The 17,838-nt window shown below is 65.6% G+C and carries 15 protein-coding genes; 9 read left to right on the top strand and 6 right to left on the bottom strand.

The features are described 5' to 3' along the window. Positions 1 to 712 precede the first annotated feature (712 nt). Positions 713 to 1,354: a hypothetical protein gene (locus ACSBPQ_RS04240; RefSeq protein WP_442683814.1), complete on the top strand. Its 642-nt coding sequence runs from the start codon at positions 713 to 715 to the stop codon at positions 1,352 to 1,354. A gap of 281 nt (positions 1,355 to 1,635) precedes the next feature. Here ACSBPQ_RS04240 and ACSBPQ_RS04245 read toward each other — a convergent pair whose 3' ends face one another. Beyond that, complete coding sequence (locus ACSBPQ_RS04245) at positions 1,636 to 3,048, bottom strand: serine hydrolase domain-containing protein (RefSeq protein ID WP_442683815.1); 1,413 nt, start codon at positions 3,046 to 3,048, stop codon at positions 1,636 to 1,638. Between the two features lie 79 nt (positions 3,049 to 3,127). On the opposite strand from ACSBPQ_RS04245, the gene ACSBPQ_RS04250 reads away from it, so the two are divergent. Beyond that, positions 3,128 to 3,733 (top strand): LemA family protein, encoded by a 606-nt coding sequence (locus ACSBPQ_RS04250; RefSeq protein ID WP_442683816.1) that lies wholly within the window; start codon positions 3,128 to 3,130, stop codon positions 3,731 to 3,733. Positions 3,734 to 3,794: 61 nt separating this feature from the next. Then, complete coding sequence (locus ACSBPQ_RS04255) at positions 3,795 to 5,714, top strand: M48 family metallopeptidase (protein WP_442683817.1); 1,920 nt, start codon at positions 3,795 to 3,797, stop codon at positions 5,712 to 5,714. 114 nt (positions 5,715 to 5,828) lie between these two features. On the opposite strand, the gene ACSBPQ_RS04260 is transcribed toward ACSBPQ_RS04255, so the two are convergent. Together ACSBPQ_RS04260 and ACSBPQ_RS04265 are read right to left on the bottom strand one after the other, a co-directional pair. Continuing rightward, positions 5,829 to 7,211 carry a sigma-54-dependent transcriptional regulator gene (locus ACSBPQ_RS04260; RefSeq protein ID WP_442683818.1) on the bottom strand — a complete coding sequence of 461 codons (1,383 nt, stop codon included), beginning with the start codon at positions 7,209 to 7,211 and terminating at the stop codon, positions 5,829 to 5,831. Positions 7,212 to 7,280: 69 nt separating this feature from the next. Continuing rightward, positions 7,281 to 8,891 carry a sensor histidine kinase gene (locus ACSBPQ_RS04265; protein ID WP_442683819.1) on the bottom strand — a complete coding sequence of 537 codons (1,611 nt, stop codon included), beginning with the start codon at positions 8,889 to 8,891 and terminating at the stop codon, positions 7,281 to 7,283. A 255-nt stretch (positions 8,892 to 9,146) separates the two neighbouring features. On the opposite strand from ACSBPQ_RS04265, the gene sucC reads away from it, so the two are divergent. Both sucC and sucD read left to right on the top strand, forming a co-directional pair. After that, positions 9,147 to 10,316, top strand: a complete 1,170-nt coding sequence (gene sucC, locus ACSBPQ_RS04270; RefSeq protein ID WP_442683820.1) for an ADP-forming succinate--CoA ligase subunit beta — start codon at positions 9,147 to 9,149, stop codon at positions 10,314 to 10,316. A gap of 25 nt (positions 10,317 to 10,341) precedes the next feature. After that, the gene (gene sucD / locus ACSBPQ_RS04275; RefSeq protein ID WP_442683821.1) at positions 10,342 to 11,217 is read left to right on the top strand and encodes a succinate--CoA ligase subunit alpha; all 876 of its coding nucleotides are present in this window, start codon (positions 10,342 to 10,344) and stop codon (positions 11,215 to 11,217) included. Between the two features lie 425 nt (positions 11,218 to 11,642). On the opposite strand, the gene pilH is transcribed toward sucD, so the two are convergent. Continuing rightward, positions 11,643 to 12,026, bottom strand: a complete 384-nt coding sequence (gene pilH, locus ACSBPQ_RS04280; protein WP_442683822.1) for a twitching motility response regulator PilH — start codon at positions 12,024 to 12,026, stop codon at positions 11,643 to 11,645. A gap of 106 nt (positions 12,027 to 12,132) precedes the next feature. Then, positions 12,133 to 13,128 (bottom strand): YhdH/YhfP family quinone oxidoreductase, encoded by a 996-nt coding sequence (locus ACSBPQ_RS04285; RefSeq protein ID WP_442683823.1) that lies wholly within the window; start codon positions 13,126 to 13,128, stop codon positions 12,133 to 12,135. Positions 13,129 to 13,423: 295 nt separating this feature from the next. On the opposite strand from ACSBPQ_RS04285, the gene hflK reads away from it, so the two are divergent. The 4 genes from hflK to ACSBPQ_RS04305 all read left to right on the top strand — a co-directional run bounded on the left by hflK (position 13,424) and on the right by ACSBPQ_RS04305 (position 17,169). Then, positions 13,424 to 14,524 carry an FtsH protease activity modulator HflK gene (hflK, locus tag ACSBPQ_RS04290; protein WP_442683824.1) on the top strand — a complete coding sequence of 367 codons (1,101 nt, stop codon included), beginning with the start codon at positions 13,424 to 13,426 and terminating at the stop codon, positions 14,522 to 14,524. Further along, positions 14,521 to 15,384, top strand: a complete 864-nt coding sequence (gene hflC / locus ACSBPQ_RS04295) for a protease modulator HflC (protein WP_442683825.1) — start codon at positions 14,521 to 14,523, stop codon at positions 15,382 to 15,384. The genes hflK and hflC overlap by 4 nt, the downstream gene beginning before the upstream one ends. 78 nt (positions 15,385 to 15,462) lie before the next feature. Further along, on the top strand, positions 15,463 to 15,648 hold the full coding sequence (locus tag ACSBPQ_RS04300; protein ID WP_442683826.1) for a DUF2065 domain-containing protein: 186 nt from the start codon (positions 15,463 to 15,465) through the stop codon (positions 15,646 to 15,648). Positions 15,649 to 15,876: 228 nt separating this feature from the next. After that, on the top strand, positions 15,877 to 17,169 hold the full coding sequence (locus ACSBPQ_RS04305; RefSeq protein WP_442683827.1) for an adenylosuccinate synthase: 1,293 nt from the start codon (positions 15,877 to 15,879) through the stop codon (positions 17,167 to 17,169). A gap of 192 nt (positions 17,170 to 17,361) precedes the next feature. Here ACSBPQ_RS04305 and ACSBPQ_RS04310 read toward each other — a convergent pair whose 3' ends face one another. Next, complete coding sequence (locus tag ACSBPQ_RS04310) at positions 17,362 to 17,772, bottom strand: hypothetical protein (protein ID WP_442683828.1); 411 nt, start codon at positions 17,770 to 17,772, stop codon at positions 17,362 to 17,364. Positions 17,773 to 17,838 lie beyond the last annotated feature (66 nt).

The raw sequence follows: 17,838 nt of genomic DNA on the forward strand, positions 1-17,838 counted from the left end.
AGGAGCCTGGAGGGCAGTTGCCGTCGTGGGCATGCGCGTGTTGTCGATGGAAGTTGCACGGACAGAGTCGTCGGCAACGTGCACGGTAGGTGGAATTTTTTGCGCAGTTCGTTCGTGCGGCTGCTGTGGAGCAGTGCTCTGTCCATCTGTTTTCAGCAGAGCGACGATGCCCTGCAGTGGTGACGCGGCAGTGCGTGCCGATGCGCTGAAGGGAGGGCGGTGTTGACTGGAGTAAATTTCATGCTTGCACGAATAGTGCTGTTTTCATGGTGTTTTCCGCAGCGTGGCCGATGGCGTTGGCACCTGTGGCAGCAGCCTGCGTCCATCGCGGCGATCAGGATGCAGGGAAGTACGACGCAGATGGCCGGAACTTTTTGACGGCAGGTGATGCGCCGATGGTTGACAGTAAAAAAAACCGTGATTAGGTTTCGCCAAGCAGACCCTTCCTGCAAAAGCGAGTGAGCCGGATCAACATTCAGACGCGAAGCATGACCAAGCGGTCCGCCAGGATTCTTTCGATGGTGGAGCAGGCATCGCTTCCTTCGGCACAACACCCTTACGACTTCCATCCTGCACCTGCACCGGAAAACGATGCAGGTGTTTCTGTATCCGTAGCGACGCGCACGACGCGACGCCGGTTCTCCGCAGTGCAGCGCGGGCTTGCTTCAACTGGGCGTTCCAATTCCATAGATCACTGACGAGGAGCCATGCGATGGCCACGAAGAAAGCTGCCAAGAAACCGGCCGCCAAAAAGGCGGTAAAGAAGGTTGCCAAGAAAGCTGCCGTGAAGACGGCTGCGAAAAAGGCGACCGCCAAGAAAGCCGTAAAGAAGGTCGCTGCCAAGAAGGCGGTGAAGAAGGCTGCCGTGAAGAAGGTCGCCAAGAAGGCCGTCGCCAAGAAGGCGGTGAAGAAGGTTGCAAAGAAGGCCACTGCCAAGAAGGCGGTGAAGAAGGTTGCAAAGAAGGCCACTGCCAAGAAGGCGGTGAAGAAGGTTGCAAAGAAGGCCACTGCCAAGAAGGCAGTGAAGAAGGTCGCCAAGAAGGCCGTCGCCAAGAAGGCGGTGAAGAAGGTTGCCAAGAAGGCCGTTGCCAAGAAGGCGGTGAAGAAGGTCGCCAAGAAGGCCGTCGCCAAGAAGGCGGTGAAGAAGGTTGCCAAGAAGGCCGTCGCCAAGAAGCCGGTGAAAAAGGTCGCCAAGAAGGCCACTGCCAAGAAGGCGGTGAAGAAGGTTGCAGTCAAGAAGGTTGTCGCCAAGAAGCCGGCGGTCAAGAAGGAGGCTGCCAAGAAGAAGCCGGCTGCCCGCAAGAGGAAGGCCGCTCCGGTAGCGCTGCCGGCCACTCCGGCGCCGCTGATCTGATCCAGCTTCGAAGCGGTATCTGAAACTCCTTCCCCGGCTGCCCAGCGGGGAGGGAGTTTTTTTTGAGTCCGCCGCTGGTGTCGGCAGGCGGATTGCCGATCCCCGGCATGCAGCCGGTACTGGCGTGGATGTTTCCCGCGTCACGTCCGCTGCGGTTGGCCTGGCGGCAGGCCGTTAGGCTCGATGGAGCTGCTGTCTATATGTTCGCCAGGCGTCCTGATCTTTGCGGCAACAGAAAGGCGGCCCGGGGCCGCCTTCTGATGGGGTGATGCAGCAGTGGGTCAGTGGGGCGATGCGACCGCACGCTCAGCCGAAGCGCCTTTCTTGCCTGACGGTGCCGGTGCCTCTTCAGCCATCAGGTTGTCGCTGCCGAAGTCGGTATCCACGTCAAGCCAGCGTTGTGCCGGCAGATCCAGGGCACGGTCCAGGATGCTCGGAATCATGCCGCTGGGCAGGCTGCTCTCGCCGTTCCACATGATGGCCACGCCGAAGTCGCGTTCGGGCAGCATTGCCAGCAGTCCCCGGTAGCCCTGTACCGCGCCGGCATGGAACACCACCGGGTGGCCGGAATAGTCGAACACGCGCCAGCCCAGCGCATAGCCGGCCGAATCCAGCCGCTGGTGGCGCCAGCCCGAGCGCATCTCGCCAGGTGTGCTGACCAGCGGGGCATGCAGCGTGGCCAGCAACGGTGCCGGCAGCACGTCCGGGCGATGGCCGGTCTGGGCCAGCAGCCACTGCGCCATGTCACTGGCGCTGGCGTTGACGCCGGCGGCGGGGGCGACACGGTAATAGGTGGGCTTGGGCATCAATGACACCCAGCCGTTGCGGCTGCGCACATGCGGACGCGCCCAGCGCGAGCTGGCCTGGATGCCGGCCAGTCCGAGGCTGGCATCATCCATGCCCAGCGGCTTGAGGATGCGCTTCTCCACGGCCTGTTCGTAGAAATTGCCGGAGGCGGCGAACACCACATCGCCAATCAGGCTGAAGGCGACGTTCTGGTAGGCATAGCAGTCGCCCGGTGTGCAGCGCAGCGGGGCATTGGCCAGTTTCCGGGTCAGCGAGTAGTAGTCGGCGTTGGCCTCGACGTCACGGTCATAGGCGTTGTAGCTCAGGCCGACGCGATGGCTGAGCACATCGGCGACGGTCAGGGCGTTGGTCGCCTCCGGCGTCACCAGCCGGAATCCGGGGACGTAGTCGGTCACCTTGCTGTCCCAGCGCAGGGTGCCATCGTTGACCAGCAGGCCGGCCATGGTGCCGGCGAAGGCCTTGGACAGCGAGGCCAGCCGGAACACGGTATGTGCATCGACCGGCTGCGGATTGTTGATATCGGTGATGCCGTAGCCGCGTGCCGACAGGACGCGGCCGTTGTGCACGATCGCCATCGCCATGCCGGGAACCCGGTTGCCGTAGGTCAGCTGCTCGGCCCATGACTCGATGGTGGCGACGTTGAAGCTGGCGGCCAGGGGCTGCACCTGTTCCGGACGCAGCGGCGTGCGGTAGGGCATCGGCTGCGTAGGTGATTGCGCGGGAGCGTTCTCCAGGTTCACCGGCAGGGCGGCCGCCGCAGGCGTACTGCTGGACAGTCCGGCGTGGGTCGGTGTCTGTGCGGTCGATACCAATGCGAAGGGCATCAACACCCCCAGCAATCCCGATGCCACCGGGCGGATGCCGCGGCGCGTGCGCTTGTCTTTCATCGTGATCGGTGCCTGTAAGCTACTGCCGTCGGCGATTCTAGCGCCGCTTTTCACGATTGCACAAACGGGGAGAAGATGAATGAGCATCGCGTTGATATTGCTGATCTTTCTTGTGGTGGTTGTCGCAGTTATCGCTGCGGGCGTCGGCATCTATAACGGACTGGTGCGTTCACGCAACGCGTACAGGAACGCGTTCGCGCAGATCGACGTGCAGTTGCAGCGCCGTTTTGACCTGATTCCCAATCTGGTGGAGACCGCCAAGGCCTACATGAGCCATGAGCGGCAGACGCTGGAGGCGGTGATCGCCGCCCGCAGCGCGGCGCAGTCCGGGCTGGCGGCGGCCAAGGCCGATCCGGGCGATGCGGCGGCGATGGCGCAACTGGCGGCCTCGCAGGGCCAGTTGAATGGCGTGCTGGGACGGCTGATGGCGGTGGCCGAGGCCTATCCGGAGCTGAAGGCCAACCAGAACATGCTGCAGTTGAGCGAGGAGCTGGGCAGCACCGAGAACAAGGTGGCGTTCGCCCGGCAGGCCTACAACGACGCGGTGATGGCCTACAACAACCGCCGCGAGACGTTCCCGGCCAATGTGTTTGCCGGCATGTTCAATTTCGCCACGGCCGCCTTGCTGGACATCCCGCTGGAAAAGCGCGAGCAGGTGCGCGAGGCGCCGAAGGTCCAGTTCTGATTGCGGGCGGACGCTGCGGCTGGCGGCAGTGGCGGTACGAAGACGCGCGCAGGGGAATGGCATGAACTTCTTTGAACACCAGGCGCTGGCACGGCGCAATTCCGGGCGGCTGTTGCTGCTGTTCGGGCTGGCGGTGGTGGCGATCGTCGCGGTTATCGACGTGCTGGTGCTGGCCGCTACCGGCAGCGTGCAGGCGATGGTGTGGAGCACGCTGCTGACCCTGGCGGTCATCGGCCTGGCGTCGCTGTACCGCATCGCCTCGTTGCGCGGCGGCGGCGAGGTGGTGGCGGTGCAGATGGGCGGCAGCGAAGTGCCGGCCGATACCCGCGATCCGGCGCTGCGTCGCCTGCGCAATGTAGTGGAGGAGATCGCCATCGCCTCCGGCGTGCCGATGCCGCGTCTGTATGTGCTGGAACAGGAAGCGGGCATCAACGCCTTCGCCGCCGGCTACTCGCCGGCCGATGCCGCCATCGCCGTCACCCGCGGCTGCCTGCAGCGGCTCAACCGTGACGAGTTGCAGGGCGTGATCGCGCACGAGTTCAGCCACATCCTCAACGGCGACATGCGCCTGAATGTCCGCCTGATGGGCGTGCTGTTCGGCATCCTGATGCTCAGCATCATCGGCAAGCGGGTGCTGCTGCATATGGGCACCGGTTCGCGGATCGGCGGCAGGCGCGGCCTGGGGCCGATCGCGGTCGTGCTGGTGGTCGGCGTGGCCGGCATCGTGATCGGCAGTATCGGCGTGTTCTTCGGGCGGCTGATCAAGGCGGCGGTGTCGCGCCAGCGCGAAGTGCTGGCCGATGCCTCGGCGGTGCAGTTCACCCGGCAGACGCAGGGGCTGGCCGGGGCGCTGAAGAAGATCGGTGGGCTGGCCGAAGGCTCGCGGCTGGGAGATCGCGCCGGTGCCGAGGAGGTCAGCCACATGCTGTTTGGCGAGGGGCTGGGTTTTTCGCGCTGGTTCGCCACGCACCCGCCGCTGGTCGAGCGGATCCAGCGGCTGGAGCCGTCGTTCCGTGCCGAACAACTGCAGCGATTACGTGGCAACTGGTTCGCCAGCCCGCCCGATGGCCTGGCCGAAGACCGGATGCTGGGTCTGTCGACGCGTGATGCGCCCACCGTGGATGCGCTGCTGCCGGATGCCGGGCAGGGGTTGCAGGTGGAGCCGCGGCAGGTGGCCGCACAGGTGGCGACGCCGGCTGATGATGATTACCGGCAGGCGCTGAAACTGGCGGGAAGCCTTTCATCCGGGCTGCGTGCGCTGGCCGCCGACCGTGATTCGGTGCAACCGCTGCTGCTGGCGTTGCTGCTGGACGCGACGCCGGCGGTGGCGGCGTTGCAGCGGCAGGCGGTAGAGGCACAGCTGGGCGCGGAGATCGCCGCACGCATGCAGCACCTGAGCGAGGGTCCGCTACGCGATCTGCATGCGGCATTGCGGCTGCCGCTGGCGGCGGTGGCGTTTCCCGTGTTGCGGCAGTTGCCGCGCCCGCAGCTGCAGGCGTTCATGGGCTGTATCGATGCGCTGACCCATGCCGATGGGCGCATTTCGCTGTTTGAATATTGTCTGTCGCGCTTGCTGCAGGTACAGGTGCAGGCGGCGCTGGATCCGTCGCGGCATCTGCACTTCGGCCGGCGCAAGACCACCGGCGTGCGCCAGGAGTTTTCCACCTTGCTGGCGGTGGTGGCACGTGCCGGAAACCCCGGCAATGAGGCCGCCGCACGGCGTGCCTATCTCGCCGGTTTGCAGAGGATCTTGCCGCAGGACCATCTGCCGTATGCGCCGCCGGCCGCCGGGGTGTTGGCACTGGATGCGGTGTGGGCGCCGCTGGATGCGCTCGATCCATTGGCCAAGCAGGTGCTGGTCGAATCGGTGACGGCCACGATCAGCCATGACCAGCGCATCAATGTGGCCGAAGCGGAGCTGCTGCGGACCATCTGCGCCACCTTGCACTGTCCCTTGCCGGCGTTGCTGCAGGCTGCATAGCGCCGGGCGATGCCGGGCGCGGGCTTTGCAAGGCGGTTTTCATGGGAGCACCGCTGAGCCTGGGGCCGTCCACGAGCCGGAACGTAAGGCGTCAAGAGCTGGCGTGGCCCGGCGTTACTCCATGTCCAGCTTTTTCAGCTTGTAGCGCAAGGCACGGAAGGTGATGCCCAGCTGTGCCGCGGTGCGGGTCTTGTTCCAGCGGTTTTCCTCCAGCGCCTTCTGGATCGCCGAGCGCTCCAGCTGTTCGATGTAGGAGGGGAGCGCGGCGCTTGCCGGATCGATGTCGACGAGCGCTTCTTCAGTTGCGCTGTCCACCACCGGCGCCGGCGAAAGGACGCTGGCCTGCGGCAGCCGCAGGTCATCGACACTGATGCTGTCGCTTTCGACCATGGCCAGAGCGCGCTCCAGGATGTTCTCCAGTTCGCGTACGTTGCCGGGGAAGGCGTAGCGCGACAGCGCATCGAGGGCGGCTTCGGACAGCGCGGGCACGGGTTGCCCCTGCGCCAGTGCGAGGCGGCCGAGGATGGTCGTTGCCAGTTGTGGCAGATCGCCCCGACGCTCGCGCAGCGGCGGTACGCGCAGCTCGATCACGTTGATGCGGTAGTAGAGGTCGTGACGGAAACGGCCTTCCTGCACCAGCGCGGCCAGGTCCTTGTGGGTGGCCGAGAGGATGCGCACGTCCACCGGGATTTCCGTCGCTGCTCCCACCGGGCGCACCGACTTTTCCTGGATCGCGCGCAGCAGCTTGACTTGCATCTGCAGCGGTAGCTCGGCCACTTCATCCAGAAACAGGGTGCCGCCGTTGGCGGCCTGGAACAGGCCGGGCTTGTCGGCATGGGCGCCGGTGAAGCTGCCCTTGCGGTGGCCGAAGAACTCGCTCTCCATCAGCTCGCCGGGAATGGCGCCGCAGTTGACCGGGATGAACGGCCCGGCCGCGCGTGCGCCCTGGTCGTGGATGGTGCGGGCCACCAGTTCCTTGCCGACACCGGATTCACCGAGGATGTAGACCGGCGCCTGGCTGCGCGCGACCTTGGTGATGGTGTTGCGCAATTCGTCCATCGCCGCCGACTGGCCGAGCAGGCGCGAGGCGCTTTCCGGTGGCGCCGGCGTGCTGGGGCGTTCGGCGTTGTTCAACTCCAGCGCATGTTTGACCATGCCGCGCAGCACGTTGATGTCCACCGGCTTGCTGACGAAGTCGAAGGCGCCGGCCTTCAGTGCCTCCACCGCCAGATCCATGCTGCCGAAGGCGGTGATCATCGCCACCGGCGTTTGCGGGTGGTCGCGGGTGATTTCGGTGACCAGCTCGATGCCGTTGCCGTCGGGCAGGCGCATGTCGGTCAGGCACAGGTCGAAGTGGTTGCTGGCCAGCAACTCACGGGCTTCGGCCAGGTTGGCGGCCGTACTGATGCGCAGCCCCATCCGGCCGAGGGTAAGGACCAGAAGTTCGCGGATGTCGCGTTCGTCATCTACGACCAGGGCACTGTGCGTCACATTCATGAATTCAAAGATAGCGGAGGAGGGAAGCCGCCGCCAACTTGCGAGGGCAGGAAGTGCGACGGACGTATATCAGTTGCCCGCCGCCTTGCGCGGGGCGGCGAGGGTGAGGCGGAAGCAGGCGCCGCCGGCCGGCACCGAGATGTAATCCAGTTGTGCCTGGTTGGCGCGGCACAGCTCCCGGGCGATGTACAGGCCCAGCCCGGTGCCGTGCTCGGAGGTGGTGTAGAACGGCCGGAACAGCTGCGCGGCCACCGCGTCGGGTATGCCGGGGCCACGGTCCATCACATCGATGACGGCATGCGGACCGCTGCTGCTGACACGGATCCGCACGCGGGCCGGTTCGTCGGCCAGGCGTCCGTACTTGAGCGCGTTGTGGACCAGCGAGGTGAGTATCTGGTGCAGGTGGCGCGGATCCATCAGGGCTGGGACATTGGCCTCGCGGATGATGGTTTCCAGGCTGTCGGTCTCGATCGACAGCGATTGCCGGTACTCCAGCACGAAGCGGCGCACGAAGGCGGCCAGGTCGAGGTTCTCCGGGTTGGCGCGTTCGCGCCGGGCCAGCCCGAGCACGCTTTCGACGATGCCGTTGGTGCGCTGGCACTGCTGGTGGATGATCTGCAGCAGGCGCCGGTCGGACTCGCCGATATCGGGGGATTCCTCCAGCAGCTGGGTGGCGTAGTTGATCGCCGCCAGCGGGTTGCGGATCTCATGGGCGAGGCTGGCGGAAAAACGTCCCAGCGTGGACAGGGTCAGCGACTCGGCACGGCGCGAGACGACGGTGGTGTCATCCAGGAACACCAGCGACAGCTCGCTGTCGGCCAGCAGCCGGGCGAAACGCGGCTGGACTTCGGGCTGGTCCGGAACCAGCGCCAGGGGCTGTTCCTCCTCGTGCCAGCCGTTGCGCCAGCGTTGCAGCCGCTTGGCCAGCTCGGGAGCGAGCTGGGACAGGCGGGCACCGTCCTCGGCCTGGCTGCCTTCGGTATCGCCCAGCAGCGCGATGGCCGCCTCGTTGGCCACGGTGATCCTGCCTTCCCCATCCACCACCAGCACGCCGGTACGCATGCGGCGGATGATCAGCTCGTTGATCTCGAACAGGTTGGCCACCTCGGCGCCACGCTGCTCGGCCAGCTGCTGGTTGCGGCGCGCGCGGCTGCCGATCTGGTAGCTGATATAGGCCAGCGCCAGGTAGCTGGTGATGAACATCGCCAGTTCGGCGAGGGTGCGGGCGTTGTCGCCCCCTTCCAGTTCGCGCCAGCCGAATTCGACCAGCGTGGCGCCACTGGCGATCAGCGCGACCAGCATGCCGCGTGACAGCGGCAGCAGCATTGCCGCGGCGGCGATATTGAACAGCAGCGTCATCGAAATGCCGGCGCTGGCGCCGGGCAGGGCGTGGGTCAGCAGCATGGCGGCGAGCACATCGGCAACCACGCTCCACAGCACGATGGTGTGCAGCCAGCGCTCGTTGCGACCCCATATCAGCAGGCCCAGTGACACCAGCAGATAGCCGACCGAAACCCACTGCGCCAGCTGTGGATGATGGGCCTCGCCGGCCAGCATGGTCAGCGGGCTGAACAGCAGTGCGGCGATCAGGCTGGCGACCAGCACCCGGTAGAGCGCGAAGAAATACAGTTCGCGTCGCGGGATCGACTCGATACGGTCGATGAGCGATGAGCTGGGCAAGCCGGAACTCCTTTCCACGCGGCAAAGCGCGAGTATAGGGGCCGGACACTGCGGTGAGCTCCCCCGGGTTGCGGATTTTCACGGACAAGTGGCTGAAATGGCAGGGAAATACACCGCGCCGCAGGGGATTTGTACAGACTTCTTTGCGCGCCGGCGCCTGCTCGGCCACAATAGTGGGCCCGCCGCGGTCCATGCCGGCGCCCCGCCGGGGCACTGAGGAATTGCGTGCGGTCGTTCCTATTCCCACGGTGACGCATGAATTTCCACGAATACCAGTCAAAACAGCTGCTTGCCGAGTACGGCATCCCGGTCCCGGCCGGCAAGGTCGCAGCCACCGCCGATGAGGCCGTCGCAGTTGCCCAGTCGCTGGGCGCAGGCCCCTGGATGGTCAAGGCACAGATCCATGCGGGCGGTCGCGGCAAGGCCGGCGGCGTCAAGTTCTGCAAGACCGTCGAAGACGTGAAGGCCGCTGCGGCCAAGATGCTCGGCACCAAGATGGCCACCTACCAGACCGCCGGCGTCGAACTGCCGGTCAACCTGGTGCTGGTGACCACCGCCGGCGAGATCGTCAAGGAGCTGTACCTGTCCATCCTGGTGGACCGTGGCACCAAGACCATCAGCTACATCGCCTCCTCTGAAGGCGGCGTGGAGATCGAGCAGGTCGCCGCCGAGACCCCGGAACTGATCCATACCCTCAACGTCGACTTCGTTGAAGGCGTGCAGGGCTACCACGGCCGCGATTTCGGCTTCAAGCTGGGCCTGACCGCCAAGCAGGCCGGCCAGTTCGCCAGCATCATGGTCAACCTGTACCGCCTGTTCAACGAAAAGGACCTGGCGCTGGTTGAAATCAACCCGCTGGCGATCCTGGACGACGGCAACCTGTACGCGCTGGACGGCAAGTTCGACAGCGACGACAACGCCGCCTACCGCCACAAGGATCTGGTCGCCATGCGCGACAAGACCCAGGAAGATCCGACCGAAGTGATCGCCTCGGAGCTGGACATCAACTACGTCACCATGGACGGCAACATCGGCTGCATGGTCAACGGCGCCGGTCTGGCCATGGCCACCATGGACGTGATCAAGCTCAACGGCGGCGAGCCGGCCAACTTCCTGGACGTGGGCGGCGGTGCCAACAAACAGCGCGTGATCGAGGCGTTCAAGCTGATCCTGTCCTCGGACAAGGTCGAAGGCATCTTCGTCAACATCTTCGGTGGCATCGTCCGCTGCGACATGATCGCCGAAGGCATCATCGCCGCGGTCAAGGAAGTGGGCGTCAAGGTCCCGGTCGTGGTGCGCCTGGAAGGCACCAACGTGGAAGAGGGCAAGCAGCTGCTGCGTGACAGCGGCATGGCCATCATCCCGGCAGACAACATCAACGACGGCGCCAGGAAGATCGTCGATGCTGTGAAGTCCGCTGCCTGATCCACGACACCCCAAGGAATTACCCATGAGCGTTTTGATCAACAAGAACACCAAGGTGATCGTGCAGGGCTTCACCGGCCAGCAGGGCACCTTCCACGCCACCCAGATGATCGAGTACGGCACCAAGGTTGTCGGCGGCGTGACTCCGGGCAAGGGCGGCACCACCCACCTTGAGCTGCCGGTGTTCAACACCGTGGCCGATGCCGTGCAGAGTACTGGCGCCGACGCCTCGGTCATCTACGTGCCGCCGGCATTCGCCGCCGATGCGATCCTGGAAGCCGCGGCTGCCGGCATCAAGGTCATCGTCTGCATCACCGAGGGCATTCCGGTGCTAGACATGCTGCGCGTGAAGAACGTGCTGACCCGTACCCATCCGGACACCGTGCTGATCGGGCCGAACTGCCCCGGCGTGATCACCCCGGGCGAGTGCAAGATCGGCATCATGCCGGGCCACATCCACATGCCGGGCAAGATCGGCATCGTGTCGCGTTCGGGCACCCTGACCTATGAAGCGGTCAAGCAGACCACCGAAGTCGGCCTGGGCCAGTCCACCTGCATCGGTATCGGCGGTGATCCGATCAACGGCCTGAACTTCGTCGACTGCCTGAAGCTGTTCAACGAAGACCCGCAGACCGAAGGCATCATCATGGTCGGCGAAATCGGCGGCGACGCCGAGGAAGCTGGCGCCGAGTACATCAAGCAGTTCGTCAAGAAGCCGGTGGTCGGCTTCATCGCCGGCGCCTCGGCTCCGGCCGGCAAGCGCATGGGCCACGCCGGTGCGATCGCCTCGGGCGGCAAGGGTACCGCGGAAGGCAAGTTCGCCGCGATGGAAGCGGCCGGCGTCGTCACCGTGCGTTCGCCGGGCGACCTGGGTGCCGCCATCGCCAAGCTGGTCAAGTAATCGACCGGCTGAGGCTTTGACGAAAGGCTTCGCATGAAGCAATGCCAGTCAGGGGTTCCTGGCTGGCATTTTTCGTTGGGCGATGGCGAAACGTGGAGTCGGGTGGTGGCACGGCAGCGTCATCCGGCTTTGCGGATCAACAGCTGCGCCGCTTTTCCCCGATGCGCAGCCGTCCGATCCGGAGGGTTGCTACCGCGTGACCCTTAGCGGGGCGTTGCCTGCTTTCGGCGCCCATAACGGTTGCCGATACCCGGCGTTGAGTGGATTTACAACACGGCTCACCTGCCGGGTCCTGGCGGATGCTGTGTGCTTTTCACTGCTCGTCTGGAGGCTTGCGCGGAATGCCGCCACGCGGTCGATGGCAGCCTGCAGGCACGGCGTGCCCGGCAATGGCGTGCGCTTTGAGACAAGCCCGGGCAGGCTGCTCAGGCCGTCGGCGGTTCTTCGACGTTGAACACCCGCTCGATCACCTCGGACAGCTCGATCTCGGAGAACGGCTTGGTGATGTACGCCTTGGCGCCCTGGCGCATGCCCCACAGGCGGTCGGTGTCCTGGTCCTTGGTGGTCACCAGCACCACCGGGATGTGGCGGGTGCTGGCTTCCCGCTTGAGCGTGCGGGTCGCCTGGAAACCGTTGAGGTTGGGCATCACCACGTCCATCAGCACCAGGTCCGGCAGGACCTGCTTGGCCACCTCCACGCCGGCCGCACCGTCGGTGGCGGTGAAGATCTCATGTCCCAGTTTCTCGACGATGCGCTGGATGCCCATCAGCTGCGACGGTGAATCGTCGACAATCAGGATGCGTGCCATGTGTGTTCCCCACTACCTTGTTTCCCCAAGATGGGGCGAGTGTAGTGCCGGTCCGGTATGAAGGTGAAGCCGCGCGCGGCCCGGACCTGGCGCGGCCTGTGCCGGATCAGTCGATTTTCACCACCGTGCGGCCGAAGGACCTGCCGCCCAGCATGGTCGCGAAAACATCGGGCAGATCGGCCAGCCCGGCTTCGCGGGTGCAGATCGTCTCCAGCTGGCGCGGTTTCCAGTCATCGCCCAGGTGCTGCCAGACCTGCTGGCGGATATCGCGCGCGGTGCCGGCCGAAGCCACGCCCAGCAACGACACACCACGGATGATGAACGGCATCACCGTCATTGCCAGGTCACCGGAGGCGGCCAGTCCGGCCGAGGCGACGTTGCCGTAAGGCGCGGTCTGCGCGAGCAGGCTGACCAGCATCGACCCGCCGACATTGTCCAGGCCGCCACCGAAACGCGCCGATTCCATCGGCCGGGTGGTGGCCAGTGCATCGCGGCCCAGTACCTGGCTGGCGCCGAGCGTGGTCAGGTAATCCACCGCCTCGGCCTTGCCGCTGATCGCATGCACCTCGAAACCGGCGCGGCTGAAGATATCCACCGCCAGCGAACCGACCCCGCCGGTGGCGCCGGTCACCGCCAGTGGGCCGTGTGCGGGCGACTGGCGATTCTCCTTCATCCGCAGCAGCGCCAGCGCGGCGGTGAAACCGGCCGTGCCCAGCACCATCGACTCGCGCAGCGACAGCCCGGCGGGCAGCGGGATCACCCACTTCGATTCCAGCCGTACGTAGTGGCTGTAGCCGCCATCACGGGTTTCGCTCAGGCCGCAGCCGGTGGTGAGGACGTGGTCGCCCTCGCGGAAGGCGGGATCGGTGGAGGCCACCACTTCACCGGCCACGTCGATGCCGCCAATCAGCGGAAAGCGGCGCAGGATCTTGCCCTTGCCGGTACCGGCCAGCGCGTCCTTGTAGTTGACCGAGGACCAGCGGGCGCGGATCACCACCTCGCCGGGACTGAGCTGGTCCAGCGTGACCTGCTCCAGGCCACTGCGGTAGCCGGAATCGTCGTTGTGGATGCGGAAGGCGGGAAACGGGCTGTTTACGGACATGTCTGGGCCTGCGTTGCAACGGGGGCTGTCAAAGATAGCGGTTGGGAAACGCCGGGTCTGCCCTATATCTGTATCCAGGCGTGCTGTCGTGGGCGCCTGCCGGGGAGCGGAAAGCAGGTCCGCCGCGGATGAGACATCCGCCCGGGCACCATTGCGGAACCAATTCGTGCCGATTCGGGTTGAATCGCACGTGTGCTGATCCGGTCAAGGGCCTGCCTTGTTAGAATCCGGATTCGATTTTTGATGGCTGGTAGTTGCGGGCACTCCGCCGCCGGCCCTGACTGATGGAGCATGCATGGCCTGGAACATACCCGGCGGCAATGGCGGAAACCGCCCTGAGGGCAACCGCAAGCCACGCGGCGGCAATGGCGGAGGCTGGGGCGGTGGCGGCCTGCCCGGACCGCTGCGCGACCTGTTTGACGGCGGTGTCTGGCGCTGGGTGCTGGTGGCGGTGGCGTTGCTGGTGGTGTTCTCCAGCTTCCAGCTGATCGGCGAGCAGCAGCGTGGCGTGGTGCTGCGCTTCGGCCAGTTCTCGCGCATCCTGCAGCCGGGCCCGAACTTCAAGCTGCCGTGGCCGATCGAATCGGTGACCAAGATCAACGCCACCCAGATCAAGACCTTCAGCAGCAGCGTGCCGGTGCTGACCCGTGACGAGAACATCGTCAACGTCTCGGTCAACGTGCAGTACCGGGTGGACGATCCGCGCCTGTACCTGTTCGGCACCATCGATGGCGACCAGGTGCTGGAACAGTCGGCACAGAGCGCGGTGCGCGAGCAGGTCGGCCGTGCCGATCTCAATGCCGTGCTCAACAATCGTGGTCCGCTGGCCACCGTGGCCGAGCAGCGCCTGCAGGCTTCGCTCAAGGCCTACAACACCGGCCTGACCGTCACCGGCCTGACCCTGCCCGACGCGCGTCCGCCGGAAGAAGTGAAGCCGGCGTTCGACGAGGTCAACGGTGCCCAGCAGGTCAAGGAGCGGCTGATCAACGAGGCCCAGGCCTACGCCGCCAAGGTGGTGCCCGAAGCGCGCGGCCAGGCCTCGCGCGCCCGTACCACCGCCGAAGGTTACAAGCAGGCCAGCGTGGCCCGCGCCGAGGGTGATGCACGCCGCTTCAGCCTGTTGCAGGCCGAATACAAAAACGCGCCGGAAGTCACCCGCAAGCGCCTGTGGCTGGAAACCGTGGAGCAGGTGCTGGCCGAGAACCGCAAGGTCATCGGCGGCGATGGCCGCCAGCTGATCTACGTGCCGATGCCGGCCGATGCCGGCAAGACGGCCAATGCACCGCAGCTGACCCCGGAAATGGTGGTGCCGGCACTGCCGTCGGCCACCGGCAATATCCGCAACGTGGACCGTACGGTCACGCGCTCGGCAAATCGTGAGGAGGCCGGTCGATGAAAAATTCGTTTGGTATCGGCCTGCTGGTCGTGGTGCTGCTGGGCCTGCTCGGCTCGGTCTACGTGGTGCGTGAAGACCAGACCGCGATGGTGCTGAACCTGGGCAAGGTGGTGCGTTCGGACATCAAGCCGGGCCTGCATTTCAAGGTGCCGCTGGTGGAGACGGTGCGGGTGTTCGACCGCCGCTTCCAGGTGCTGGACACCGCCCCGGCGCGTTACTTCACCGCCGAGCAGAAGGACGTCAGCGTCGACTTCTTCGCCATCGGCTACATCTCCGATGTGCGCTCGTACTACCGCGCCACCGGCGGCGACGGCAAGGTCGCCAACGCCCGTCTGGCACCGATCATCACCGACTCGCTGCGCAACCAGATCAACTCGCGCACGCTGCAGCAGCTGGTGTCCGGCGACCGCAGCGAGTTGATCGCCAACCAGCTGACCGGCATCAACGAGGCGGTGAAGACCCTGGGCATGCAGATCATCGACCTGCGCATCAAGCAGATCGACCTGCCGACCGACAGCCAGGTCATCACCGACGTGTACGAGCGCATGCGCGCCCAGCGCAAGCAGGAGGCCGCCAAGCTGCGCGCCGAAGGCGAGGAGCAGTCGCTGACCATCCGCGCCCAGGCCGACCGCGAGAGCACGGTGATCGTGGCCGAGGCCGAGCGTGATGCGCAGCAGCTGCGCGGTGAGGGCGATGCGCAGGCCGCGGCGATCTACGGCAAGGCCGGTTCGGCCGATCCGAGCTTCTATGCGTTCTATCGCAGCCTCGAGGCCTATCGCGGCTCGATGACCGACGGCAACGGCGTGATCGTGCTCGACAAGAACGACCCGTTCCTGCAGTACATGAAGAGCGATCGCTGAGGCGGTTGACCACGCGTCACCCTGACGGGGATCGGGCATTGCCCGGTCCCCGTTTCATTCCGGGCGAAGGAAGAGACGATGAAAGACCTGTTGGCTGCCCTGTGTCTGGTGGCGGTGATCGAGGGGCTGTTCCTGTTTGCCGCCCCGGCGGCGTGGAAGCGCATGGCCGAACAGCTGCTGGACGCCCCGTTGCCGGTGTTGCGGCGGATGGGCGGTATCGCGCTGGCCGTGGGGCTGGCGCTGCTGTGGTGGCTGCGACACTGAACCGTCACCGGCCGTCGCGGTCATCCTGAATGTGCAGGGGTGGCTGTTGCGCTGCAAAACCCGGATAATCCAGAAAAGCCGGCCGGGCGAGTCCCGTCCGGCTTTTTCCGTGTATGGCTCCGAGGCTTGCCGGTACTCCCCGATGGAGTGCCACGATGGTGACTCCGGTGCGCTGCACGATCCCGTCCGCGGCCCCGATGGCCGCAGCAAATTCAGGAGTCACCCGTCATGGGTCAATCAGTTGTTGTTCTCGGCGCCCAGTGGGGCGATGAAGGCAAGGGCAAGATCGTCGATCTGCTGACCGAGGAAATCGGCGCAGTCGTGCGTTTCCAGGGCGGCCACAATGCCGGCCATACCCTGGTCATCAACGGCAAGAAGACCGTCCTGCACCTGATTCCGTCCGGCATCCTGCGCGATGACGCGCTGTGTCTGATCGGCAATGGCGTGGTGATTTCCCCGGCCGCGCTGAAGAAGGAAATCGAAGAGCTGGAAGCGGCCGGCGTGGAAGTGCGTTCGCGCCTGAAGATCTCCCCGGCCGCGCCGCTGATCATGCCGTACCACATCGCGCTGGATCAGGCCCGCGAGAAGGCTGCCGGCGGCAAGGCCATCGGCACCACCGGTCGCGGCATCGGTCCGGCCTATGAAGACAAGGTGGCGCGTCGCGGCATCCGCATCGCCGACCTGCACTATCCCGAACAGCTGGCCGAAAAGCTCAAGGCCGCGCTGGATTACCACAACTTCGTGCTGACCCAGTACCTGGGCGTGGAAGCGGTGGGTTTCGACACCGTCTATGCCGAAATGCTGGCGTTCGGCGAATACGTCGAGCCGATGAAGTCCGATGTCGCCGGCATCTGCCACGACCTGCGCAAGCAGGGCAAGCGCGTGCTGTTCGAAGGCGCGCAGGGCGCGCTGCTGGACATCGACCACGGCACCTATCCGTACGTCACCAGTTCCAACACCACCGTCGGCGGCGCGCTGGCCGGTGCCGGCGTGGGCGCCGATGCGATCGACTACGTGCTGGGTATCGCCAAGGCCTATGCCACCCGCGTCGGCGGCGGCCCGTTCCCGACCGAGCTGGACGACGAGATCGGCCAGGGCATCCGTGACCGCGGTGCCGAGTACGGCGCTTCCACCGGCCGTCCGCGCCGTTGCGGCTGGATGGACATCGTCGCGCTCAAGCGCGCCGTGGCCATCAACGGCATCTCCGGCCTGTGCATCACCAAGCTGGACGTGCTCGACGGCATGGAGAAGCTCAAGGTCTGCATCGCCTACGAATACCGTGGCAAGCGTACCGAGTACGCGCCGCTGGACGCGCAGGGCTGGGAAGAGTGCACGCCGGTGTATCTGGAATTCCCGGGCTGGAGCGAGAACACCCACGGCATCACCGAGTGGGACAAGCTGCCGCCGGCCGCCCGCGCCTACCTGCGCGCGCTGGAAGAGCTGGCCGGTTGTCCGATCTCGATCGTGTCGACCGGTCCGGACCGCGACCACACCATGATCCTGAAGGATCTGTGGGGTTGAGCCACCGCGCTGTCGCTGCATGAGGAAAGGCCCCGCACTGCGGGGCCTTTCTGTTTGCGGAGGCGCATGCTCTGCGACATCGCCATTCTCGATTACCTGCAGGCTCGCAACTCTCTGGTGGCGGGTCTGGGTGATCCGGCCTATGTGCTGCTCTTCAGCATGGGCGGAGTGCCGGCGGCGGGGTGATCCGGCTCAGGGCTGGTCAAGTGGCGTGCCGTTGATGCGGCGCTCGACAATCTCCAGAAGGGTCGGGGTGCTGACTCCGAACGAGCCGGCCTGGCCCGCATCAAAGGCCTCGCGCCATTGTGCGTAGCCCTGCAGATAGGCGGGATCCGGCTGCCGCTCCCCGACAAAACGCAACTGGCTGCGCTCCAGCGTCTGCGCGGTGACCGGCGCGTGGGCAAGCCGGGTCATGTAGCCGCCGGGCAGGCCGGGGTGACGGATTTTCAGGCCATCGAAGGTGACGTGGTAGATGTTGCCGCCGCCGAGCGGATGCTGGTCGATACGGTTGATCAGCAGTGTCGGCTGTTCATCGTCGTGGCGGCCCTTGCAGGCCCAGAGCTGGCCGACGGCATAAGCGGCGGGAGCAGGCAGGTGGGGCATCGTCGTAGTCCAGTGGGGCAGCCTGCGATGATGCATGCCTGCCGCCGCGGTGATGTTGCGCAATCC

This window comes from Stenotrophomonas sp. JC08 (assembly GCF_052180205.1).
Taxonomy (GTDB): Bacteria; Pseudomonadota; Gammaproteobacteria; order Xanthomonadales; family Xanthomonadaceae; genus Stenotrophomonas.